Annotated in this window: 22 protein-coding genes; 6 read left to right on the plus strand and 16 right to left on the minus strand. The window is 69.4% G+C overall.

What is annotated here, in order from left to right; all coding sequences use genetic code 11:
- Positions 1 to 24: 24 nt before the first annotated feature.
- From atpG to EV670_RS07040, 7 genes are all read right to left on the minus strand, one after another.
- On the minus strand, positions 25 to 897 hold the full coding sequence (gene atpG, locus EV670_RS07010; protein ID WP_130431127.1) for a F0F1 ATP synthase subunit gamma: 873 nt from the start codon (positions 895 to 897) through the stop codon (positions 25 to 27).
- Positions 898 to 933: 36 nt separating this feature from the next.
- Entirely contained in the window at positions 934 to 2,487 is a 1,554-nt protein-coding gene (gene atpA / locus EV670_RS07015; RefSeq protein WP_130431128.1) for a F0F1 ATP synthase subunit alpha, read from the minus strand.
- A gap of 23 nt (positions 2,488 to 2,510) precedes the next feature.
- Entirely contained in the window at positions 2,511 to 3,047 is a 537-nt protein-coding gene (locus tag EV670_RS07020) for a F0F1 ATP synthase subunit delta (RefSeq protein WP_130431129.1), read from the minus strand.
- A gap of 4 nt (positions 3,048 to 3,051) precedes the next feature.
- Complete coding sequence (locus EV670_RS07025; RefSeq protein WP_130431130.1) at positions 3,052 to 3,522, minus strand: F0F1 ATP synthase subunit B; 471 nt, start codon at positions 3,520 to 3,522, stop codon at positions 3,052 to 3,054.
- A 75-nt stretch (positions 3,523 to 3,597) separates the two neighbouring features.
- On the minus strand, positions 3,598 to 3,864 hold the full coding sequence (atpE, locus tag EV670_RS07030; RefSeq protein ID WP_207225042.1) for a F0F1 ATP synthase subunit C: 267 nt from the start codon (positions 3,862 to 3,864) through the stop codon (positions 3,598 to 3,600).
- 52 nt (positions 3,865 to 3,916) lie between these two features.
- Complete coding sequence (gene atpB / locus EV670_RS07035; RefSeq protein ID WP_130431132.1) at positions 3,917 to 4,765, minus strand: F0F1 ATP synthase subunit A; 849 nt, start codon at positions 4,763 to 4,765, stop codon at positions 3,917 to 3,919.
- A gap of 18 nt (positions 4,766 to 4,783) precedes the next feature.
- Positions 4,784 to 5,272 (minus strand): ATP synthase subunit I, encoded by a 489-nt coding sequence (locus EV670_RS07040; protein WP_130431133.1) that lies wholly within the window; start codon positions 5,270 to 5,272, stop codon positions 4,784 to 4,786.
- 146 nt (positions 5,273 to 5,418) lie between these two features.
- On the opposite strand from EV670_RS07040, the gene EV670_RS07045 reads away from it, so the two are divergent.
- The gene (locus tag EV670_RS07045) at positions 5,419 to 6,585 is read left to right on the plus strand and encodes an MBL fold metallo-hydrolase (protein ID WP_130431134.1); all 1,167 of its coding nucleotides are present in this window, start codon (positions 5,419 to 5,421) and stop codon (positions 6,583 to 6,585) included.
- Between the two features lie 15 nt (positions 6,586 to 6,600).
- Here EV670_RS07045 and EV670_RS07050 read toward each other — a convergent pair whose 3' ends face one another.
- Genes EV670_RS07050 through EV670_RS07075 form a run of 6 tightly spaced genes read right to left on the minus strand, consistent with a single transcriptional unit; the run spans position 6,601 to position 11,530 of the window.
- The gene (locus EV670_RS07050; RefSeq protein WP_130431135.1) at positions 6,601 to 7,440 is read right to left on the minus strand and encodes an HpcH/HpaI aldolase family protein; all 840 of its coding nucleotides are present in this window, start codon (positions 7,438 to 7,440) and stop codon (positions 6,601 to 6,603) included.
- A gap of 26 nt (positions 7,441 to 7,466) precedes the next feature.
- Positions 7,467 to 7,994: a GNAT family N-acetyltransferase gene (locus EV670_RS07055; protein ID WP_130431136.1), complete on the minus strand. Its 528-nt coding sequence runs from the start codon at positions 7,992 to 7,994 to the stop codon at positions 7,467 to 7,469.
- A 10-nt stretch (positions 7,995 to 8,004) separates the two neighbouring features.
- On the minus strand, positions 8,005 to 8,718 hold the full coding sequence (locus EV670_RS07060; protein ID WP_130431137.1) for an alanyl-tRNA editing protein: 714 nt from the start codon (positions 8,716 to 8,718) through the stop codon (positions 8,005 to 8,007).
- Positions 8,715 to 9,392 carry a VOC family protein gene (locus EV670_RS07065; RefSeq protein ID WP_130431138.1) on the minus strand — a complete coding sequence of 226 codons (678 nt, stop codon included), beginning with the start codon at positions 9,390 to 9,392 and terminating at the stop codon, positions 8,715 to 8,717. Before EV670_RS07065 ends, EV670_RS07060 begins: the two co-directional genes overlap by 4 nt.
- A complete protein-coding gene (locus EV670_RS07070; RefSeq protein WP_130431139.1) occupies positions 9,389 to 10,258 on the minus strand; it encodes a PhzF family phenazine biosynthesis protein in 870 nt (289 codons plus the stop codon). The genes EV670_RS07065 and EV670_RS07070 overlap by 4 nt, the downstream gene beginning before the upstream one ends.
- A gap of 3 nt (positions 10,259 to 10,261) precedes the next feature.
- Positions 10,262 to 11,530, minus strand: a complete 1,269-nt coding sequence (locus EV670_RS07075) for an aminotransferase-like domain-containing protein (protein ID WP_130431140.1) — start codon at positions 11,528 to 11,530, stop codon at positions 10,262 to 10,264.
- Between the two features lie 131 nt (positions 11,531 to 11,661).
- On the opposite strand from EV670_RS07075, the gene EV670_RS07080 reads away from it, so the two are divergent.
- A complete protein-coding gene (locus EV670_RS07080) occupies positions 11,662 to 12,147 on the plus strand; it encodes a hypothetical protein (protein WP_130431141.1) in 486 nt (161 codons plus the stop codon).
- A gap of 3 nt (positions 12,148 to 12,150) precedes the next feature.
- A complete protein-coding gene (locus EV670_RS07085; RefSeq protein WP_130431142.1) occupies positions 12,151 to 13,050 on the plus strand; it encodes a DUF2145 domain-containing protein in 900 nt (299 codons plus the stop codon).
- Here the strand turns inward: EV670_RS07085 and EV670_RS07090 are convergent.
- The gene (locus EV670_RS07090) at positions 13,037 to 13,990 is read right to left on the minus strand and encodes a DMT family transporter (protein ID WP_130431143.1); all 954 of its coding nucleotides are present in this window, start codon (positions 13,988 to 13,990) and stop codon (positions 13,037 to 13,039) included. The two genes, EV670_RS07085 and EV670_RS07090, sit on opposite strands and share 14 nt — an antisense overlap.
- 107 nt (positions 13,991 to 14,097) lie before the next feature.
- On the opposite strand from EV670_RS07090, the gene EV670_RS07095 reads away from it, so the two are divergent.
- From EV670_RS07095 to EV670_RS07105, 3 genes are all read left to right on the plus strand, one after another.
- The gene (locus EV670_RS07095; RefSeq protein ID WP_130431144.1) at positions 14,098 to 15,525 is read left to right on the plus strand and encodes an aminotransferase-like domain-containing protein; all 1,428 of its coding nucleotides are present in this window, start codon (positions 14,098 to 14,100) and stop codon (positions 15,523 to 15,525) included.
- Between the two features lie 144 nt (positions 15,526 to 15,669).
- On the plus strand, positions 15,670 to 16,287 hold the full coding sequence (locus tag EV670_RS07100; RefSeq protein WP_207225020.1) for a DUF1439 domain-containing protein: 618 nt from the start codon (positions 15,670 to 15,672) through the stop codon (positions 16,285 to 16,287).
- A gap of 226 nt (positions 16,288 to 16,513) precedes the next feature.
- Complete coding sequence (locus tag EV670_RS07105; RefSeq protein ID WP_077036243.1) at positions 16,514 to 16,882, plus strand: DUF1428 domain-containing protein; 369 nt, start codon at positions 16,514 to 16,516, stop codon at positions 16,880 to 16,882.
- 421 nt (positions 16,883 to 17,303) lie between these two features.
- Here the strand turns inward: EV670_RS07105 and EV670_RS07110 are convergent, their stop codons facing one another.
- Both EV670_RS07110 and EV670_RS07115 read right to left on the minus strand, forming a co-directional pair.
- Positions 17,304 to 18,053, minus strand: a complete 750-nt coding sequence (locus tag EV670_RS07110; protein WP_130431146.1) for an SDR family oxidoreductase — start codon at positions 18,051 to 18,053, stop codon at positions 17,304 to 17,306.
- A gap of 38 nt (positions 18,054 to 18,091) precedes the next feature.
- Entirely contained in the window at positions 18,092 to 19,480 is a 1,389-nt protein-coding gene (locus EV670_RS07115) for an MATE family efflux transporter (protein WP_130431147.1), read from the minus strand.
- Positions 19,481 to 19,503: the final 23 nt, after the last annotated feature.

Raw genomic sequence — 19,503 nt, forward strand, 5'->3', positions numbered from 1 at the left:
TTCGTTGTGCGGCGTGATCTGCGATCAGCCACCGATGGCGGCGGCGCCGCTGACGATTTCAGACAGTTCCTTGGTGATCGCGGCCTGGCGGGTCTTGTTGTAGACCAGCTTGAGGTCGTTGATCACGGTACCGGCGTTGTCGGTGGCGGCCTTCATCGCGACCATGCGCGCCGACTGCTCGGACGCCATGTTCTCGGCCACGGCCTGGTAGACCAGTGCCTCGAGGTAGCGCAACAGCAGCTCGTCGATGACGGTCTTCGCGTCCGGCTCGTAGAGGTAGTCCCAGTCACGGCCGCTCGGCTTGAGCTGATCGGCCTGCAAGGGCAGCAGCTGTTCGATCACCGGCTCCTGCTTCATGGTGTTGATGAAGCGGGTGTAGCAGAGGTAGACCGCGTCGAGCTTGCCTTCGGCATAGGCGTCGAGCAGCACCTTGACCGGCCCGATCAGCCGCTCCAGGTGCGGCGTGTCGCCGAGCTGGGTGGCATGCGAGACGACCTTGGCGCCGATGCGATTCAGGAAGCCCAGGCCCTTGGAGCCGATCGCCACCGCCTCGGCCTTGCTGCCGCGTGCCTCAAGCTCCCTGAGCTGCTGGGTCAGTTGACGCAGCAGGTTGGTGTTGAGGCCGCCACACAGGCCCTTGTCGGTCGTGACCACCACGAAGCCCGACTTGCCCGCCGGCGTGGCCGGCGCGCTCATGAAGGGATGGACGTAGTCCGGGTTGGCCTGCGCCAGGTGGGCGGTGATGTTGCGCACCTTGTCGGCGTAGGGCCGTGCCGCGCGCATGCGCTCCTGCGCCTTGCGCATCTTCGAAGCCGCGACCATTTCCATGGCCTTGGTGATCTTCTTGGTGTTCTCGACGCTCTTGATCTTGCCGCGAATTTCCTTGCCGGCTGCCATGACAGAGCTCCTTTCAGCGTGAGTTCGTCAGGGACTTCAGGCAAAGCTCTTCTTGAACGCGGTGATCGCGCCGCTCAGCTCTTCCTCGGCCGCCTTGTCCATGGCCTTGTCGGCCTCGAGCTTGGCGAGCAGACCGGCATGGCTGGTCTTGAGGAACTGATGCAGGCCGCTCTCGAACGCCAGCACGCGCTTGGTGTCGACGTTGTCGAGGAAGCCCTTGTTCACCGCGTACAGCGTCGACGCCATCAGGCTGATCGGCAGCGGCGAGTACTGCGGCTGCTTGAGCAGTTCGGTCACCCGGGCGCCGCGGTCGAGCTGCTTGCGGGTCGCGTCATCGAGGTCGGAAGCGAACTGGGCAAACGCGGCCAGCTCGCGGTACTGCGCGAGGTCGGTACGGATGCCGCCCGACAGGCTCTTGATCAGCTTGGTCTGGGCGGCGCCACCGACGCGCGACACCGAGATGCCGGCGTTGATCGCGGGACGGATGCCGGCGTTGAACAGGCTGGTCTCGAGGAAGATCTGGCCGTCGGTGATCGAGATCACGTTGGTCGGCACGAAGGCCGAGACGTCACCGGCCTGCGTTTCGATGATCGGCAGCGCGGTCAGCGAACCGGTCTTGCCCTTGACGGCGCCGTTGGTGAACTTCTCGACGTAGTCGGCGTTCACGCGCGCGGCGCGCTCGAGCAGGCGGCTGTGGAGATAGAACACGTCGCCGGGATAGGCTTCGCGGCCCGGCGGGCGGCGAAGCAGCAGCGAGATCTGGCGGTAGGCCACGGCCTGCTTGGACAGGTCGTCATAGATGATCAGCGCGTCTTCGCCGCGGTCGCGGAAGTACTCGCCCATCGTGCAGCCGGAGTAGGCCGAGACGTACTGCATCGCGGCCGATTCGGAGGCCGAGGCGGCGACGACGATGGTGTAGTCCATCGCGCCGTTGGCTTCGAGCGCGCGCACCACGTTCTTGATCGACGAGGCCTTCTGGCCGATCGCGACGTAGACGCAGGTCATGTTCTGACCCTTCTGGCTGATGATCGTGTCGATCGCCACCGCGGTCTTGCCGGTCTGGCGGTCGCCGATGATCAGCTCGCGCTGGCCGCGGCCGACCGGCACCATCGAGTCGATCGACTTCAGGCCGGTCTGCACCGGCTGGTCGACCGACTTACGCGCGATCACGCCCGGCGCGACCTTCTCGATGACGTCGGTCATCTTGGCGTTGATCGGGCCCTTGCCGTCGATCGGGCGGCCAAGCGCGTCGACCACGCGGCCGACCAGCTCGGGGCCGACCGGCACTTCAAGAATGCGGCCGGTGCACTTGACCGTGTCGCCTTCGGAGATGTGCTCGTACTCGCCCAGGATCACGGCGCCGACCGAGTCGCGCTCGAGGTTCAGCGCCAGGCCAAAGCTCGGCTGGCCGTCCTTGCCGGCCGGGAACTCGAGCATTTCGCCCTGCATCGCGTCCGACAGGCCGTGCACGCGCACGATGCCGTCGGTCACCGAGATCACGGTGCCCTGGTTGCGGATGCCCGACGCGGCGCCAAGGCCTTCGATGCGGCTCTTGATCAGTTCGGAAATTTCAGCGGGATTCAATTGCATGGCTTTCTCCGTTGCGCCGGACCTCAGGCGGTCAGCGCGACTCTCATCTGTTCAAGGCGGGCCTGGACCGAGGTGTCGAGCACCTCGTCACCGACCACCACGCGAATGCCGCCGATCAGCGATGCATCCACCACCACCGTGGCGCTGAGCTTGCGACCGAAGCGCTTCTCGAGCGACGCCATCACCTCGGCCAGTTGGGCCGGCGCGATGTCGAAGGCGCTGTAGACCGTGGCGTCGGACACGCCGGACTCGGCGTTGACCAGCGCATGGAACTGGCTGGCGATCTCGGGCAGCGCGGCCACGCGGCCGTTCTCGACGACGACCGCGAGCAGGTTCTTGACGCTGGCGGCCAGCGGCGCCTTCACCACCGAGGTGAAGAGCTCCACGACCTGGCCGGCGCTGACCTTCGGGCTGTCGGCGAACTGGCGCAGCTGCGGGTCGGCGGCGACCTCACCGAGCGCCTTGAGTTGCTGTGCAGCGGCGGCCAGATCAGGCGATCCGGCTGCGGCCTTGAACAGCGCCTCGGCGTAGGGACGGGCGATGGTTGCAAGCTCGGCCATGGTCTCAGAGCTCGGTCTTGAGGCGACCCAGCAGGTCGGCGTGCACCGAGGCGTTCACTTCCTTGCGGAGGATCGCTTCGGCGCCCTTGACGGCGAGCGCGGCAACCTGCTCGCGCAGCGCCTCGCGTGCCTTCACCGATTCCTGCTCGGCCTCGGCGCGTGCATTGGCGACGATCTTGGCGGCCTCGTCGCTGGCGCGACCCTTGGCCTCCTCGATCATCGAGTGGGCCAGGCGCTCGGCGTCGGCCAGGCGCTTGGTCGCGTCCTCGCGGGCAGCGGTGAGCTGCTCCTCGACACGCTTGTTGGCCGTGGCCAGATCGGCCTTGGCCTTGTCGGCGGCGGACAGGCCATCGGCGATCTTGCTCGCCCGCTCGTCGAGCGCGGCGATGATCGGCGGCCAGACGAACTTCATCGTGAACCAGACCAGGATCAGGAACACGATCATCTGGATGATCAGGGTACCGTTGATGCTCACTTTGATGCCTCAATCACGGTGGTGTGGGGAAGGCCGTCGACCCGGGTCGACGGCCTGCTCGGGCGCCGTGCCGGATTACTTAGCGAGCGAGGCCAGCTGGGCCAGGAACGGGTTGGCGGTGGCGAACCACAGCGCGATACCGGTGCCGATGATGAAGGCCGCGTCGATCAGGCCGGCGAGCAGGAACATCTTGGTCTGCAGCTCGTTCATCAGCTCGGGCTGACGGGCGGCCGACTCGAGGAACTTGCTGCCCATGATGCCAATGCCGATACAGGCGCCGAGGGCACCCAGACCAATGATCAGACCGGTGGCGAGAGCAACAAAACCAATGACTTCCATGATGACTCCTAGATAGAACAGTGAGGTAGAGAAGAAAAGCGAGAACTGCGAGAAATCAATGCGCGTCGTGCGCCTGGCCGATGTAGATCAGTGCCAGCATCATGAAGATGAAGGCCTGCAACGTGATGATCAGGATGTGGAAGATCGACCACGCCGTGCCGGCAATGATGTGGCCGATGGCCAGGCCGATGCCGGTGGCGTTCCAGGCGAAGGCGCCGCCCATCAGCGCGATCAGCATGAAGATCAGTTCGCCGGCATACATGTTGCCGAACAGCCGCATGCCATGCGAGACGGTCTTGGCGACGAACTCGATGATCTGCATCGCGAAGTTCACCGGATACAGGAACCACTTGTCGCCGAACGGCGCCGACACCAGTTCATGGGCCCAGCCGCCGAGGCCCTTGATCTTGACGTTGTAGACCAGGCAGACGATCAGCACCGACAGCGACATGGCCATCGTGATCGACAGGTCGGCGGTCGGCACCACGCGCATGTAGTGGATCCCCACCAGCCCGGCCAGCCAGGGCAGCAGGTCGACCGGCAACAGGTCCATCGCGTTCATCAGGAAGATCCAGACGAACAGCGTCAGCGCCAGCGGCGCGACCAGCTTGCGGCTTTGCGCGTTGTGGATGATGCCCTTGGCCTGGTTGTCGACCATCTCGACAAGCCATTCGACGGCAGCCTGGAAACGGCCCGGCACGCCGGAGGTCGCGGTGCGCGCGGCCTTCCAGAGCAGGAAGGCGCCAAGGATGCCGAGGGTGATCGACCAGAAGATCGAGTCGAGATTGAAGACCGTGAAGTCGACGATCGACGTCTGCTTGTGGTTCTGCAGGTGTTGCAGGTGGTGAACGATGTATTCACCGGCCGTCTGCCCGCCTGTCTGCGCCTGACCCTCAGCTGCCATTTGACGTGTCCCGTAGCTTCAACTGTTCTTCTTCGGGCGACGCCACCAGAGCGCCACCCAGTACACCTTGGTGCACACCACCAGACCCACCAGCAGGGCGGGCCACGACAGCGGCACCACGATCCGGTAGGCCAGCATCAGCAGCACCACCGAAACGCCAATCTTCAAGAACTCCCACAACATGAAGCTCACGGCACCGGTGCCGGGCGACAGGCTGGAGAGCCGGCTGGTCATGCCACGCGCCATCAAGGCACCCGGAAGGACCACCACTCCGGCGCCATACAGCGCCGACCAGAACACCACCATCTCACCGGTGACCAGCCTTGCAAGCAAGGCCACCACCAGCCCGACCGCGGCTTGCACCGCGATCACCCGCCATGGCGAAAGCTGCGGGTTGTCCGCCCTCCAGGCCTTCGCCTCCTCGGCGGAAAGCGGCTTGAAAGGCAGATCCTCGTCCGCACCTTCGTCCCAGGCATCCGGGATGTCACGTCGTAGGGGCGCGCTCATCTCGGGGCGGGTCGTGTGGTGCAAAGCCTGAGAATTGTACGTGATTACCCGCGCCTTTCCGAACCGGGGTGCCGAGCGATGCATCGGGCGCGCCGTGGAGCGACCGCGCCGGCGACACTGCCCCCCTCAATCAGCACGATGCTGGCATGAACTCCACCGACGAGGCCTCACCACCATCACCGCAGCGCCCGAGCGCTCGTCGCCGCGGCGCTCCGCTCGCGGCGGCGCTGCTCGCGGCCGTCGGCTGGGCCCAGGCCAACCCGGCCTTCGATCCGGCCAAGCCGCACCACCGGCCCGACGGCTTCCAGAACCGCTACACCGAGTTCAAGCCCAAGGGCCTGCTCGAACTGATGCAGTGGCGCTGGGACGCTTGGCGCAACAACCTGCCGCCGCCGCCAACCCAACCCATTCCCACCGTCGCCGCGGACCGCGCCTTCATCGACGCCAACGCGCGCGCCGGCGCCGCGATGCAGCCGGCCGTCACCTGGGTCGGCCATGCCACCGTGCTGGCGCAGTTCGGCGGCCTCAACGTCATCACCGACCCGGTCTTCAGCCAGCGTGCCTCGCCCTTCGAGTCGATCGGGCCGCTGCGGGCCCAGCCGCCGGCGCTGGCCGCGGCCGAACTGCCGCACATCGACGTCGTGCTCATCAGCCACAACCACTACGACCATCTCGACGAGGCCAGCGTCGTCGCGCTCAACGCGCAGGCCGGCGGACCGCCGCTGTTCATCGTGCCGCTCGGCCTCAAGGCCTGGCTGGCCGGGGTCGGCATCGCCAACGCGGTCGAGCTCGACTGGTGGGATGGCCACAAGGTGCCCGGCGGCCAAGGTACCCAAGCACCGGTCGAGTTCGTGCTGACCCCGGTCCAGCACTGGTCGGGGCGCAGCATCAACGATCGCCTGCAGACGCTGTGGGGCGGCTTTGCCGCATTCGCGCCCGACCTGCATTTCTTCTTCGCCGGCGACACCGGCTACTCGCCCGACTTCAAGGACATCGCACGGCATTTCGCCGCGCGCCAGGGCCGCGAGCAGGGCGGCGGCTTCGATATTGCGTTGATCCCGATCGGCGCCTTCGAACCGCGCTGGTTCATGAAGATCCAGCACGTGAACCCGGTCGAAGCGGTGCAGATCCACCGCGACCTCGGCGCCAAGCGCTCGCTGGGCGTGCACTGGGGCACCTTCGAACTGACCGACGAACCGCGCGACCAGCCGCCGCGCGACCTCGCCGCCGCGCGCAAGGCGCAGGGCGTGGCCGAAGAGGACTTCTTCACCCTCGCGATCGGCGAGACGCGCAAGCTGCCGCGGCGCCCTTAGCGGGCAGGCGATTCCTCAGTAGGCGTGGGTGCCGGCCGCCAGCGTGTGAACGACGGCGGTGTCCGGGCTGCGCAGCGCCGCCAGGGCCGCCTGCGCCGCGTGCACCAGCAGCCCGAGGTCGGTGCCGAGACCGACGAAGTCGAAGCCGGCCGCGCGCGCATGCGCCGCCTGCTCGGGCGTCGTTGCCAGCGTTCCGATCGGCTTGCCGACGACGCGCGCACGCGCCACCGCCTGGCCCATCGCTGCGCGCACCTCGGCATGGGTCGACTCGCCCAGGTGGCCCAGGCTGGCCGCGAGGTCGGCCGGGCCGATGAACAGCGCATCGATGCCGTCGACCGCGGCGATCTCCTCGAGCCGCTGCAGGGCCGGTGCCGACTCGATCTGCGCGATCACGCAGATGCCGGCGTTGGCGTGGCGCGCGTAGTTGGGCAGCGTGCCGAAGTGGGTGGCGCGGCTGACGCCCGCCATGCCGCGGATGCCCTCGGGCGGATAGCGCGTCGCGGCCACCGCGGCCATCGCCTCGGCCGCGCTCTGCACGAAGGGCACCATCACCGTGGTCGCGCCGGCGTCGAGCACGCGCTTGAAGATCACCGGCTCGTTGCCCGGCACCCGCACCACCGGCACCGTCTTCACCGAGCCGAAGGCCTGCAGCAACGCGACCACGCCGCCCAGTTCGAGCGGCGAATGCTCCATGTCGATCACCGCCCAGTCGAAGCCGGCATAGCCGATCGCCTCGGCCACCAGCGGGCTGGCCGACGAGATCCAGGTTCCCAGCGGAACCCGCTGGTGCGGCACGCGTGGGCTGTTGGCCGACATCAGCATCGGCGGCTGCAGCAGCTGGCGAAAGGCGTTCATCGCGGCTCCTTCCAGAGCAGGGGCATTCAGTAGCGGGAAACCATGCCGTCCAGATCGGCCCGCAGGTAGTGTGCGCCCGGGATCGGGTTGTAGTAGTAGGGCGGGATCTCCTCGAAGCCGAGCGAGGCGTAGAGCTCGCGCGCGGCCTCCATGTCGTCGAGCGTGTCGAGCAGCATCGCCGAATAGCCGGCGTGGCGGGCGAGGTCGATCAGCGCCTCGGCCAGCAGCCGTCCGACGCCAAAGCGGCGGAAGGGCCGGCGCACATAGAGCCGCTTCATCTCGCAGGCATTGGGCTCGTCGGCCTCGGGCAGCGGGCGCAACGCGCAGCAGCCGGCCAGCTCGCCATCGCACCAAGCCAGCAGCAGCGCGCCGGTGGGCTCGGCATAGTCGCCCGGCAGCGTGGCCAGTTCGGCCTCGAAGTTCTGGAAGCAGAGGTCGACGCCGAGCGCGTCGGCGTACTCGCGGAACAGCGCGCGCGCGGCGTCGATCTCCTCGGCGTCGGCGGCGTTGCGCAGCGTCAGTTCGGGCGGGTTCGAGACCTGCGGCTGGGCCATGCGGGCAACTCTACACGCCGTCGGCAAAGCCCAGTACGACCCTGCGGGTCATCGCACTCTTCTTCTCGATTTTCGTCACCACCACGGCGCCGATCTCGGCGGTGTTGGCCACATGGGTGCCGCCGCAGGGCTGCAGGTCGACGCCCTCGATCTCGAGCAGGCGCACGCGGCCCGAGCCGCGTGGCGGCTGCACGCTCATGCTGCGCACCAGCTGCGGGTTGGCGTCGAGCTCGGCGTCGCTGATCCAGCGGTGGCGCACCGGGTGCGCCGCCGCCACCAGGCGCGCGATGCCCGCCGTCAGCGCCTCCTTGTCGAGCGGCTCGTTCATGTGGAAGTCGAGCCGCGCATAGCCGGCGGTGATCGAGCAGCCGTCGACCGGATGCGGCACCAGCGCGCACAGCAGGTGGGTCGCGGTGTGAAAGCGCATGTGGGCCGAGCGGCGTGCGCGGTCGATGCGGGCCGTGACTTGCGCGCCGATCTCCGGCAGCGCCTGCTCCGGCGCCGGCACATGCAGCAACTCGCCGGTATCGCGGTCCTTGCGCGTGTCGGCGATCGCGATCTCGCGACCGTCGGCCAGCCCGAGCACGCCGCCGTCGCCGGCCTGGCCGCCGCCGGTGGGATAGAACACCGTGCGGTCGAGCACGATGCCTCGTTCGTCGACCGCGATCACGCTCGCCTCGCACTCGGCAAGCGTCGCGTCCTCGCGGAACAGTTCTTCGGTCATGGCACTCCTTCGTCGTCGGCGGCCAGGGTCACGCTGCCGCGCGGGGTCTGCAGCCTTGCGCGCAGCGGCACGGGCAACCAGTCGGCCAGCTCCAGTTGCGCGGCATGCAGTTGCTGCAGTACCGGCGCCGGCCGTACCTCCAACGCCTGCAGGTGGATCTTGCTGTGCGGCATCGCCTCGGTCGGGTGGGCCGAGTCCCACTGGATCAACGCCGGCAGTGCCCCGCCCAGCAGCGGCCGGCCGTCGCGCCGCACCGAGATGCGCCAGCGCAGCCGCCCGCGCACCGAGTCGCGCGCTGCCGCGACCGGCAAGCCGGGATCGGCCCCATGTGCGCGCAGGCGCCGCCGCAGCGCCAGGATCGAGTTCGTGCGCGCCACCCAGTGCACGAGCCGCGGACCGTGCTCGACCAGCCGCCGCTGCAGCGCCGGTTCGTCGAGACCGAACCAGCGCGCGAACCGGGTCGGCGCCGCACCGTGCGGGTCGACCGCGATGATCTCGAGGTAGGCGAGAGCCGCACCCTCCAGCCGCAGCAGCCGGTTGTGCGTGCCCATCAGCGGATGCCGGCCGCCAGGGTCGGGCGTGACGCCGAGCGTGGCTTCGCACCAGGCCACGCCCTGCTCGAGCGTGGCGGCGGCGACCACCAGGTGGTCGATCTCCGCGCTGGCCGGTCTCACCACGCGTCGAGCGTGCCGCGCACGTGCGTCACCACGTCGCCGCCGATCCAGATGTCGGCGCCCTGCTGCTCCACGCGCACGCGCCCGGCGCGCCGCAGCGCCGCGCCCTGCGCCGCCACGTAGCGCGCCGGCGCGAGGCCGGCGCCGATGAGCCACTGGGCGAGGCCGGCGTTGAGGCTGCCGGTGACCGGATCCTCGAAGTGATGGCCGCCGGCCGGGAAGAAGGCTCGCACCTCGAAGTCGGCGTCATGGCCCGCGGCCTGCGGCGCGATCACGCCGAGCTTGAGCGTCGGCACTGCGGAGAAGTCGGGCTTCAGCGCCAGCGCCTGCGACGCGCTGCCCAGCATCACGGCGGCCCAGCCCGGACCGTTGTCGGCCCATTGGTGGTCGACGATCTCCGCGCGCGCCACGCCGAGCGCCTGCGCAATCTGCCCGAGCAGCGTTTCGTCGAGCGGGCCGCTGCGCTTGAGGGGTGGCGCCGCAAACGCGAGCGCGCGGCGTGCATCGCTGCCGCCGCTCGTTCGTTCGTCGGCCCGCACCCGCACCAGGCCGACGCCGCATTCCTGCACCACGACGCCGGCGGCCTTCGGCATCCCGCCGCTCGCCAGCCACGCATGGCAACTGCCCAGCGTCGGATGGCCGGCAAAGGGCAGCTCGCCAGCCGGCGTGAAGATGCGCACCCGGTAGTCGGCCGCGGGGTCGGAGGGCGGCAGCAGGAAGGTGGTCTCGGACAGGTTGGTCCAGCGCGCAAAGGCGGCCATCTGCGCATCATCGATGCCCGCAGCATCGACCACCACCGCGAGCGGGTTGCCGCTCAGCGCAGTGGCGCCGGCGAACACGTCGAGCTGCAGGAAGCGGCGATCCATCGTCTACGCCTTCTTCTGCGCCTCGAGCGTCTCGCGCAGCAGCGCGCCGATCAGCGCCACGCCGCGCTCGATGCGCGCCGCGTCGACCGTCACGAAGGACAGCCGCAGCGTGTTGGCCTGCGCCGGGTGCCGGGCCGCCCCAAACCCGGCCGCGCCCCCTTGGGGGGCAGCGACCGCAGGGAGCGTGGGGGCTGTCGGCGCTTCGGCAAAGAAGGCCGAGCCCGGCACGTAGGCGACGCCGCGCCTGACCGCCTCGGGCAACAGCGCCATCGCGTCGATCCCGGCCGGCAGCGTGAGCCAGAAGAACATGCCGCCCTTGGGCACCACGTAGTGGCAGCCCGGTGGCAGGTGGCGCTCGAGCGCGAGCTTCATCGCGTCGCGCTGCTGCGCGTAGCGCGCGCGCACCGCCGGCACATGCTCCTTGAGGAAGCCGTCCTTGATGACCTCGTAGACCACGCGCTGGTTGAAGATCGGCGTGTGCAGGTCGGCCGCCTGCTTGGCCTGCAGCAGCTTGCCGTAGAGCGGCGCCGGCGCCGCCATGAAGCCCAGCCGCAGCCCCGGCACCAGCGTCTTGGAGAACGAGCCGAGGTACAGCACGCCCTCGGGCCAGCGCGCGGCCAGCGGCGGCGGCGGCGGCGCGTCGAACCAGAGGTCGCCGTAGGGGTTGTCTTCGACCAGCGGCACGCCGGCGCGCTGCGCGGCCTCGATCACCGCGACCCGGCGGCCCTCGGACATCAGATGCCCGCTCGGGTTCTGGAAATTCGGCAGCAGGTAGGCAAAGCGCGCCTTCGAGGCCGCCAGCGCCTCCGGCAGCACGCCCTCGTCATCGCACTCGAGGCTGAGAAAGCGCGGCTCGTAGGGCGTGAAGGCCTGCAGCGCGCCGAGGTAGGTCGGCGATTCCACGGCGACCGTCGAGCCCGGATCGGCCAGCACCTTGCCGACCAGGTCGAGCCCCTGCTGCGAGCCGGTGGTGACCAGCACATGCGCGGCATCGACCGCCATGCCGTGGCTGGCGAGCTCGGCGGCGATCCACTCGCGCAACGGCGCGTAGCCCTCGCTGGCGGCGTACTGCATGGCCTCGCGCGGCGCATCGTGCAGCACGCGCGCGGTGGCCTCGCGCATCGCCTCGACCGGAAAGAGGTCGGCCGCCGGCAGGCCGCCGGCGAGCGAGATGATGGATTGACTCTCGGTGAGCTTGAGGATCTCTCTGATCACCGAGGGGTTCATGCGGGCGCTGCGCTCGGCAAGCGTCCAGGGGCGGGTGGTGGTCATGGCCGTGGTCGGGCAAAGGGAAGGGAGCGATGGTGCCACGCGGCGCGCTCGCGCAGCGGACGCGGGCGTCGAGCGGCTATCCTCGGGCTGCGCGTGCAGCGGCACGGCATCAACCGCAAGGAAGCACCAACATGATGTACGTCAAGAATGGTCTCGCGGCCCTGGCCCTGCTGGCGGCCGCCAATGCCCCGGCGCTGGCCGCTGGCGCCTCGGCCAGCTCGGTGGGTTCGTCGGCGGTCGGCGGCTCGTCGGCCTCGGTCGGCGCCAGCTCCGATTCGATCGGCACCTCGAGCAACAAGTCGTCCGACAGCTCCAAGACCGAGAAGGTCGCCGAGGGCAAATACAAGGTGGTCGAGCTCGCCGCGGCCGAGGACCGCCCCGGCCGCATGCGCCTGAAGCTGCAGCCGGTGGACGCCGGCGCTGCCGCCGAGAGCTTCGATCTCTACCTGCCCGTGGCCACGGTCGAGCAGGCCCGCCTGGCCGAAGGTGGCGTCGTCAGCGCGCTGCACCGGCCCTACGGCCTGGAATTCGCGCATGCCGACAACGGCAAGGCCTTCTTCCTGGTGCTGCACGACGGCTGGCACCGCGAGCTCGCCTCGCGCCCCGTGGCGATCTGATCGGTGCGGGCGGCGCTGCGCATCGCGCTGCTCGGCGCCGCCCTGCTCGGCGCGCTGCCGGCGCAGGCCGGCGTGCTGCGCGTCTGCGACGAGCCGCCCGAACCCAGCGCCGCGCAGCAGGATCTGCTGCTGCGCTTCAGCGCGATCGTCAAGGACGAGCTCGAGCGCTCCGGCCAGCCGCTGGCGCTGGTGGCACGCTCGGGGCTCGACCTGGCGCGCTTCGGCCAGCGCTACTCGCACGCCGGCATCAGCCTCAAGGCCAGCGGCAACACGCCGTGGTCGGTGCGCCAGCTCTACTACGCCTGCGACGAGAAGCGCCCGCGCATCTACGACCAGGGCCTGTCGGGCTTCTTGTTCGGCACCGACAACCTGCGCGAGGGCTACATCTCGGTGCTGCTGCTGCCGGCCGAGGCCGCGGCCGAGTTGGAGCGCGCCGCGCTCGACGATGCGCGCGCGGTACAGTTCCTCGGGCCCGTCTACAGCGCCAACGCCTACCCCTACGCGCTGAAGTACCAGAACTGCAATCAGTGGGTGATGGAGCTGCTGGCCGCCGCCTGGAGCACGCCGGCACCGGTGCAGGGCCGCGAGCAGGCGCAGCAGTGGTTGCGCGAGGCGGGCTACGCGCCCACGCGCTTCGAGGTCGGCAACCCGGCGCTGATGTGGGCCGGCTCGCTGGTGCCCTGGCTGCACAACGACGACCACCCGGCCGACGACCTCGCGCAACAGCGCTACCAGGTCAGCATGCCGGCCTCGATCGAGGGCTTCGTGCGCCAGCGGCTGCCGCAAGCGCAGCGCATCGAGTTCTGCCACGCCGAGCGCCGGGTGGTGGTGCGGCGCGGCTGGGAGGCGATTGCCGACGGTTGCCAGCCCGCGGCCGAGGACACGGTGATCACGCTGAACTGACACGCGGCTCCTTCGCCGGCGGCACCGGCGCCGGCGCCCCGGCCGCCGGCATGCGCCGCCCGAGCCAGACCGTGCCCATCACCGCCAGCGCAAAGCCCACGGTCGCGAGGTCGAGCTTTTCGCCGAGCAGCGGAACCGCCAGCAGCATCGACAGGAAGGGCTGCAGCAACTGCACCTGGCTCACCCGCAGTGCGCCGCCGAGCGCGAGCGCGCGGTACCAGGCGAAGAAGCCGAGCCACATCGAGAACAGCGCCACGTAGCCAAAGCCGAGCCAGGCACTGGCGCGCACCGGCGCCGTGGGCCAGGCGACGATCGCCACCGGCAGCGTCATCGGCAGCGCCAGCACCAGCGCCCAGGAGATCACCTGCTCGGGCTTCATCTGCGCGGACAGCCGCGCGCCGCTGACGTAGCCGAGCGCGCCGGCCAGCACCGCGCCGAGCAGCCAGGCATCGGCCACGACCAGCGCGCCGCCGCCGCGCCAGGCGGCAAAGCCGATCACCAGTGCGGTGCCGGCCAGCGCGCACAGCCAGAAGCCAAGGCTCGCGCGCTGGCGGTTGACGAGTGCGGCCATCACCGCGGTGGCCAGCGGTAGCAGGCCCGAAATCACCGAGGCGTGGATCGCGTCGACCTCGCGCACCGCATAACCCATCAGCAGCGGAAAGCCGAACACCACGCAGCTCGCGGTGAGCGCCAGCGGCGGCCACTGCGCCGGCGTGGGCCAGGGCGCGCGCGTAAGCATGAGGTAGGCCAACGACAGCAGCCCGGCCACCGCCGCGCGGCCGAGCGCGACGAACAGCGGGTCGAGCTGCGGATCGCTGGCCGGGCCGCCGGCCAGGCGCGTCATCGGGATCGTCAGCGCGAACAGGAACACGCCCAGCACGCCGAGCCACAGGCCGCGGCGCGCGTCAGCGGCAGGGTTGGGCGGGCTGGCGTGTTGCATGCGGCCAGTGTAGGCTTCGCACCAGTACAGAAGCAGTACAGATTAGCGGTTCAGCCGTGTTGCTGTACTGCCGAAACCAGTGCCACAGATGGCCGACCCAGGCGACGATGAAGACCCACCTCGCCCCCCTCTCCCGCCACGCCGGCAGCACCCTCACCGAACAGCTCGCGGCGCGCTTTGCGCAGCACATCCGCGAGCGGCTGATGGCGCCCGGCGCGCGCCTGCCCTCGGTGCGCGAATGCGCGCAACAGCATGGCGTGAGCCCGCACACCGTGGTGGCGGCCTACGACCAGCTGCTGGCGCAGGGCCTGGTGGAGGCGCGCGCGCAGCGCGGCTTTTATGTGCGCGCGCCAGCCACGCCAACGCGGCGCGCGGCCGCACCCGCAAGTTCACCTGCCGCCACGCGCCCTCCCATCGACGCCACCGCGCTGATCCGCGGCATGTTCCAGCGCGAAGGTGCCAAGCCCTCGCCCGGCCTCGGCATCCTGCCGCCCGACTGGCTGGACCTGCCCGCGCTGGCCGGCGCGCTGCGCAAGGCCAGCAGCATCACCAACCTGGGCGCGCTCTCGCTGCAATACGGCGACCCGGCCGGTGACCTGCGCCTGCGCGAGGCGCTGACCCACAAGCTGCGCGAGTTCGGCGTGCAGGCCGCTGCCTCGCAGATCATCAGCTCGGTCGGTGCCACACACGGGCTGGACATCGTCTCGCGCACCCTGCTGCAGCCCGGCGACGCGGTGCTGGTGGACGAGCCCGGCTGGGCGGTGGAGTTTGCGCGGCTGCAGCGGCTGGGCATGCGCATCCTGCCGGTGCCGCGCGACGCCGAAGGCCCCGACCTGGCGGTGATGCAGCGCCTGATCGAGGCGCACAAGCCGCGCATGTACGTGACCGTCTCGGTGCTGCACAACCCCACCGGCGGCCACCTCAGCCTGGCGCGCGCGCACCGCCTGCTGACGCTGGCGCAGGAGGCCGACCTGTGGATCGTCGAAGACGACACCTACGCCTGGCTCGCACCGCCGCACCTGCCGCGGCTGGCGGCGCTGGACGGATTGCAGCGCACGCTCTATGTGAGCGGCTTTTCCAAGGTCCTGGCGCCGAGCTGGCGCGTGGGTTTCATCGCCGCGCCGCCGGCGCTGGTGGATGCGCTGGTCGATACCAAACTGCTCGGCACCCTCAGCAGCCCCGCACTGCTGGAGCACGCGGTGGCCATCCTGCTCGAGCAAGGCGCGCTGCGCCGCCACGCCGAGCGCCTGCGCGAACGGCTCGATGGCGCGCGCGCCCGCACGCTGCATCTGCTGGAAGCGGCGGGCTGCCGCGCGGTGACGCCGCCACAAGGGCTGTTCGCGTGGATCGACGTGGGCGCCGACACCGATCGCCTCGCGCCGACGCTGCTGGATGCCGGCTGGCTGACCGCACCCGGATCACTCTTTCACGCCGATCGACGAGCGACGACGCTGATGCGGGTGAATGTGGCGAGCTCGGGGGAGGTGGGGTTCTGGAGGGCGTTGGAGAAGGCGCGGCTGGCCCAACGACGATGAGCGGCAGCAATCGGCCCGGGAGCAGTCATCTACGGGCGACCGCTTTCCCGCCCAAGAGTCAAATGGACCGACGGATGGCAAGCGCTTGCCGAGCGCTGAAGAGTGTCTTGATGCGTTGTGCGCGGTTCGGCATATGGCAAGCTCGTGACCATGTTCCACCGCCTGTTCCCGGTCCGGCGCGACGGATCCGACACCTCTCTCGTAGGCAGGCGGCAATTGCCGCGCGCCGCTCTGGCAGCGATCTTGCTGCCGACGATGTGCCTGCCGGCGCGGCCGGCGCGTGCCGGTCTCAACCTCCTCTTGAACGAGTTCACCGCCACGCGCGATGAACTGCAAGCCGAACTGGCCAGGCGCTTCCCGATCACGCGCCGCTATGGCGAGCTGGCCTCGGTGTCGCTGCACAACCCACAACTGGCGCTGGACGGCAGTGCCAACCGTGCCACGCTGACGTCACGATTGGTGATCGTCAGCCCCTTGCTGCGAACTTCCTCCATGGGCGGGCAGGTGGCTGTGAGCAGTGGCCTGCGCTGGGATGCCTCGGGCCTGTCCGTGCGCCTCCAGGACCCGCGCGCGGAGCAACTGCGCATCGACGGCGTCACCGGGAGCGACGCACAGAACCTGGAGCGCATCAGCGCGGCCGTCGTGCAGGAAGCGCTGCAAGGCTATCCGTTGCACACCTTCCGCCCGGACGAGCTTCGCTTCGGGCTCAAGGTCCGGGGCATCACCATCGGCGTTGACGCGATCAAGGTGCAGTTCGAGTAGCGGCCGGGGAGACCGTGCACGACGGCGCACTTGCTAGCGTTCGGCCTGGTCGCTGACGCCTGTTCATCAGGACGCTACTTGGATGCAGCTGATTCGCTCGTCACGAACGGCGCGTTCGCTCCCGGCCGGGCAGGCCATGTCGATTTGCCTACCTGTCGTTCGTCGATGGGATACGAGGCGCCCTCAGGCGGGCGCGCCGACCGGTCAACCCAACAGGAGTGAAGACATGTCTTACATCGATGGTTTCGTGATCGCGGTCCCCACCGCCAACAAGCAGAAGTTCATCGAGCACGCGCGCCATTTCGACTCGATGTTCATCGAGCTGGGCGCAATTCGCGTGATCGAGGGCTGGGGCGACGATGTGCCCGACGGCAAAGTCACCGATTTCCGCCGCGCCGTCCAGGCCACGGCCGAGGAGACGGTGGCCTTTTCGTGGGTCGAATGGCCGGACAAGGCGACGCGCGACGCCGGCATGAAAAAGATGATGGAAGACCCGCGCATGGATCCGTCCACACCCGGCAACCCGCCCATGCCCTTCGACGGCAAACGCATGATCTTCGGCGGCTTCGAACAGGTGGTCGAAGTGAAGGCTTGAGCGGCGGGGGCGACGCCGCCCCTGGACGTGCCACGCGTCACGGCGGGCGTCTGGCGCAAACTGTCGGCCCGCAGGCAGGTGGCCCCGGGCCGTCGCGCAGGGCGCCCGCCCCGGGGAGCAGCAAGACGCCGCGCGCCTCCCCCGCTACAGTCGCCGCGTGTCGGCTCTCGGGAACCCGCATGGCTTCACACTTGCGGCCAACAGCGGGCATTTGCGACCGGCGGGTCTGGGGTCGTCCAGGGTCAAGCCGAGGGCGACCGACGTGCGGTCGCCCCGTTGTGGCGAGTGGCCCATCACGACCCTCTGCGCCTCATCATGCGTGCGTCGGGCTGTAGCCGAACCGCCGACCAACCGGCTTGCATCTCTCGCGCCGTTCAATCGACTGGTGGCAGGCGCTGCAGTGTCCGGCAGCCCGGGATCTCTACCAGTTCTCTGTCCAGGGGCGCAGCACCACTTCGAACGCCCAGGTCGATCTGTGCTGCCGATGAAGATGCCAATACAGCTCGGCGATTCGATCCGGGTGCGCCATGTTGTCATCCACGGCCTCGCCGGCAAGGCGATGCGCACGCGACCCATCCGGTTGTTCCCAGCCGATCGCAGCATCGATCGGCACGTGGGCCACGTGGATACCCTGCGGCATCAGTTCCCGGGCCATGCTCTGGGCAAGGCCCGCCTTGCCGTGGGAGGCCGCGGCAAACGCACCGCTGCGCGGATAACCCTTCAGGGCAGCGCTGGCATTGGTGAACACGATCGTGCCTCTGTGACCGTCCCTGCCTTCAAGTGACAGCATCGCTTTCGCCGCCTGCTGGCCAACGAGGAACGCGCTGAACGTGGAGTTCGTCAGCGTTGTCAGCACCGCGGCTGGATCGACTTCGATGATCGACTTGCGAAACACATCCCGCGGGCGGCCGTCGATGTTGTGCACCACGAGCCTCGGCGGGCCAAGCGTGCGCGACACCTCGTCGAACATCGCGGCAACCGACTCGGGGACCGAGGCGTCGCATGCAATGAGGGTGATGCCGTGATCTCGAGCGAGCGCCTTCAAGGCGGGCTTGTTCGCGTCCCGCGCCGCGACCGCCACTTTCACCCCCTGCTGCGAGAACAGCCGGGCACAGCTGGCGCTGATGCCAGGCCCAGCGCCCACGATGAGCGCAACTTCTGCTTCGTCCATGCTCGTCCCCTCGAAATGATCCTTCGCCCGGCGTGCATCTATCGCGTCCAGCTGCCGAACTTGATCGCGCCGGCGATGATCAAGCCATAGACAGCCAGGCTGATCGCGACCACGATGAACAAGCCGCTCGCCGAGGTCTGCAGCACGTGCACGCAGAGCCATCCGCCCAGTGCCACGATTGCCAGCCTGGCAACGCTGCCGACCAGCGGCCAGAACATGCGCCCGGCGCCCTGGGAGGCAAAGAACAGTGCCAGTCCAAGGCCATACAGACCGTAGAAGGCACCGACGATGCGCAGGTACGAAGCGCCGAACTCGCGTACCGCCGCATCTTGCGTGAACAGGTTCATCCACAGCGCCGGGGCAATCGCCGTGGCGAGGCCGATGCTGCCGGTGATGGCGGCGACGATCGCCGCGCCCAGCCAGGCAACGCGCAGCGCGCGCGCCGGGTTGCCCGCGCCCATGTTGGTCGCGACCATCGCCGTCAGCGCCGTGCCGAAGCCGAAGGCGATGGGCACCAGGATGTATTCCAGCCGCGCCGCCACGCCATAGCCGGCCAGCGCGGCGGTGCCGAAGCTGCCGACGAAGGCGGTGGTCACCGCGATCGACGCATTGCTGACGATCGGGCTCATCGATGCGGGCACGCCCACGCGCAGGATGTCGCGCACCAGCGCCGTGTGCAGCCGCCAGGGGGATCGGTTCAGCGGCGCCGCCGCGTCACGGCGCAGCAGGTGCGCGGTCAGCACCACCGCGGCGGCGCCGTTGGCGACGAGCAGGCTGACGGCGGCGCCGGGCACGCCCAGGCCGGGTATCGGACCCCAACCGAACACCAGCGCCGGACTGAGCGCCAGATGGATCAGGGCCGTCAGCACCAGCATCAGCGCCGGCAGAATCATGTTGCCCGCGCCGCGCACGACGGCGCCGAGCACGTTGGTGGCCCAGATCACGATGGCGCCGCCGAACAGCACGTTGGAATAGGCCAGCGCCGCGTCGAGCGCCGCGCCGCGACCGCCCATGGCCGCGTACACGCCGCGGCCGAAGCCGAGCAGCACGAGCGTGAACGCTGCCGCCAGCACGCAGGCGATGAACAGCGACTGTTGCGCCAGGCGGCCGGCGTCGTCGTCACGCCCCGCGCCAAGCGCGCGTGCGACGGCGGCGGTGACGGCACCGCCGATACCGCCGCCCGACATCTGCATCATCAGCATCGACAGCGGAAAGACCAGCGCGATGCCGGCCAGCGCGTCGGCGCCCAGCTGGCCGAGGATGTAGCCGTCGTAGCCGATGACGACCGTCATCGCGAACAGGCCCACGACATTGGGTGTGGCCAGGCGCAGCAGCGTCGGCAACAGCGGGCCGTGCAGCATCTGCTGCGTGCGCGACGCGGCAGGCGTAGCGGCGCTTGCGCCGACGGGTGTGATCAGGGCACTCATGCGGGCCTCAGCCAGCGGCTGCT

It is taken from the genome of Rivibacter subsaxonicus (assembly GCF_004217215.1).
Taxonomy (GTDB): Bacteria; Pseudomonadota; Gammaproteobacteria; order Burkholderiales; family Burkholderiaceae_C; genus Rivibacter; species Rivibacter subsaxonicus.

Bases quoted from the DNA above. Each gene is read 5' to 3' on its own strand.
- atpA (WP_130431128.1), bottom strand. From the start codon at position 2,487: ATGCAATTGAATCCCGCTGAAATTTCCGAACTGATCAAGAGCCGCATC.
- EV670_RS07075 (WP_130431140.1), bottom strand. From the start codon at position 11,530: ATGACCACCACCCGCCCCTGGACGCTTGCCGAGCGCAGCGCCCGCATG.
- atpB (WP_130431132.1), bottom strand. From the start codon at position 4,765: ATGGCAGCTGAGGGTCAGGCGCAGACAGGCGGGCAGACGGCCGGTGAA.
- atpG (WP_130431127.1), bottom strand. From the start codon at position 897: ATGGCAGCCGGCAAGGAAATTCGCGGCAAGATCAAGAGCGTCGAGAAC.
- EV670_RS07045 (WP_130431134.1), top strand. From the start codon at position 5,419: ATGAACTCCACCGACGAGGCCTCACCACCATCACCGCAGCGCCCGAGC.
- EV670_RS07060 (WP_130431137.1), bottom strand. From the start codon at position 8,718: ATGACCGAAGAACTGTTCCGCGAGGACGCGACGCTTGCCGAGTGCGAG.
- EV670_RS07095 (WP_130431144.1), top strand. From the start codon at position 14,098: ATGAAGACCCACCTCGCCCCCCTCTCCCGCCACGCCGGCAGCACCCTC.
- EV670_RS07070 (WP_130431139.1), bottom strand. From the start codon at position 10,258: ATGGATCGCCGCTTCCTGCAGCTCGACGTGTTCGCCGGCGCCACTGCG.
- EV670_RS07105 (WP_077036243.1), top strand. From the start codon at position 16,514: ATGTCTTACATCGATGGTTTCGTGATCGCGGTCCCCACCGCCAACAAG.
- EV670_RS07055 (WP_130431136.1), bottom strand. From the start codon at position 7,994: ATGGCCCAGCCGCAGGTCTCGAACCCGCCCGAACTGACGCTGCGCAAC.
- EV670_RS07040 (WP_130431133.1), bottom strand. From the start codon at position 5,272: ATGAGCGCGCCCCTACGACGTGACATCCCGGATGCCTGGGACGAAGGT.
- EV670_RS07115 (WP_130431147.1), bottom strand. From the start codon at position 19,480: ATGAGTGCCCTGATCACACCCGTCGGCGCAAGCGCCGCTACGCCTGCC.
- EV670_RS07110 (WP_130431146.1), bottom strand. From the start codon at position 18,053: ATGGACGAAGCAGAAGTTGCGCTCATCGTGGGCGCTGGGCCTGGCATC.
- EV670_RS07080 (WP_130431141.1), top strand. From the start codon at position 11,662: ATGATGTACGTCAAGAATGGTCTCGCGGCCCTGGCCCTGCTGGCGGCC.
- EV670_RS07090 (WP_130431143.1), bottom strand. From the start codon at position 13,990: ATGCAACACGCCAGCCCGCCCAACCCTGCCGCTGACGCGCGCCGCGGC.
- EV670_RS07050 (WP_130431135.1), bottom strand. From the start codon at position 7,440: ATGAACGCCTTTCGCCAGCTGCTGCAGCCGCCGATGCTGATGTCGGCC.
- EV670_RS07020 (WP_130431129.1), bottom strand. From the start codon at position 3,047: ATGGCCGAGCTTGCAACCATCGCCCGTCCCTACGCCGAGGCGCTGTTC.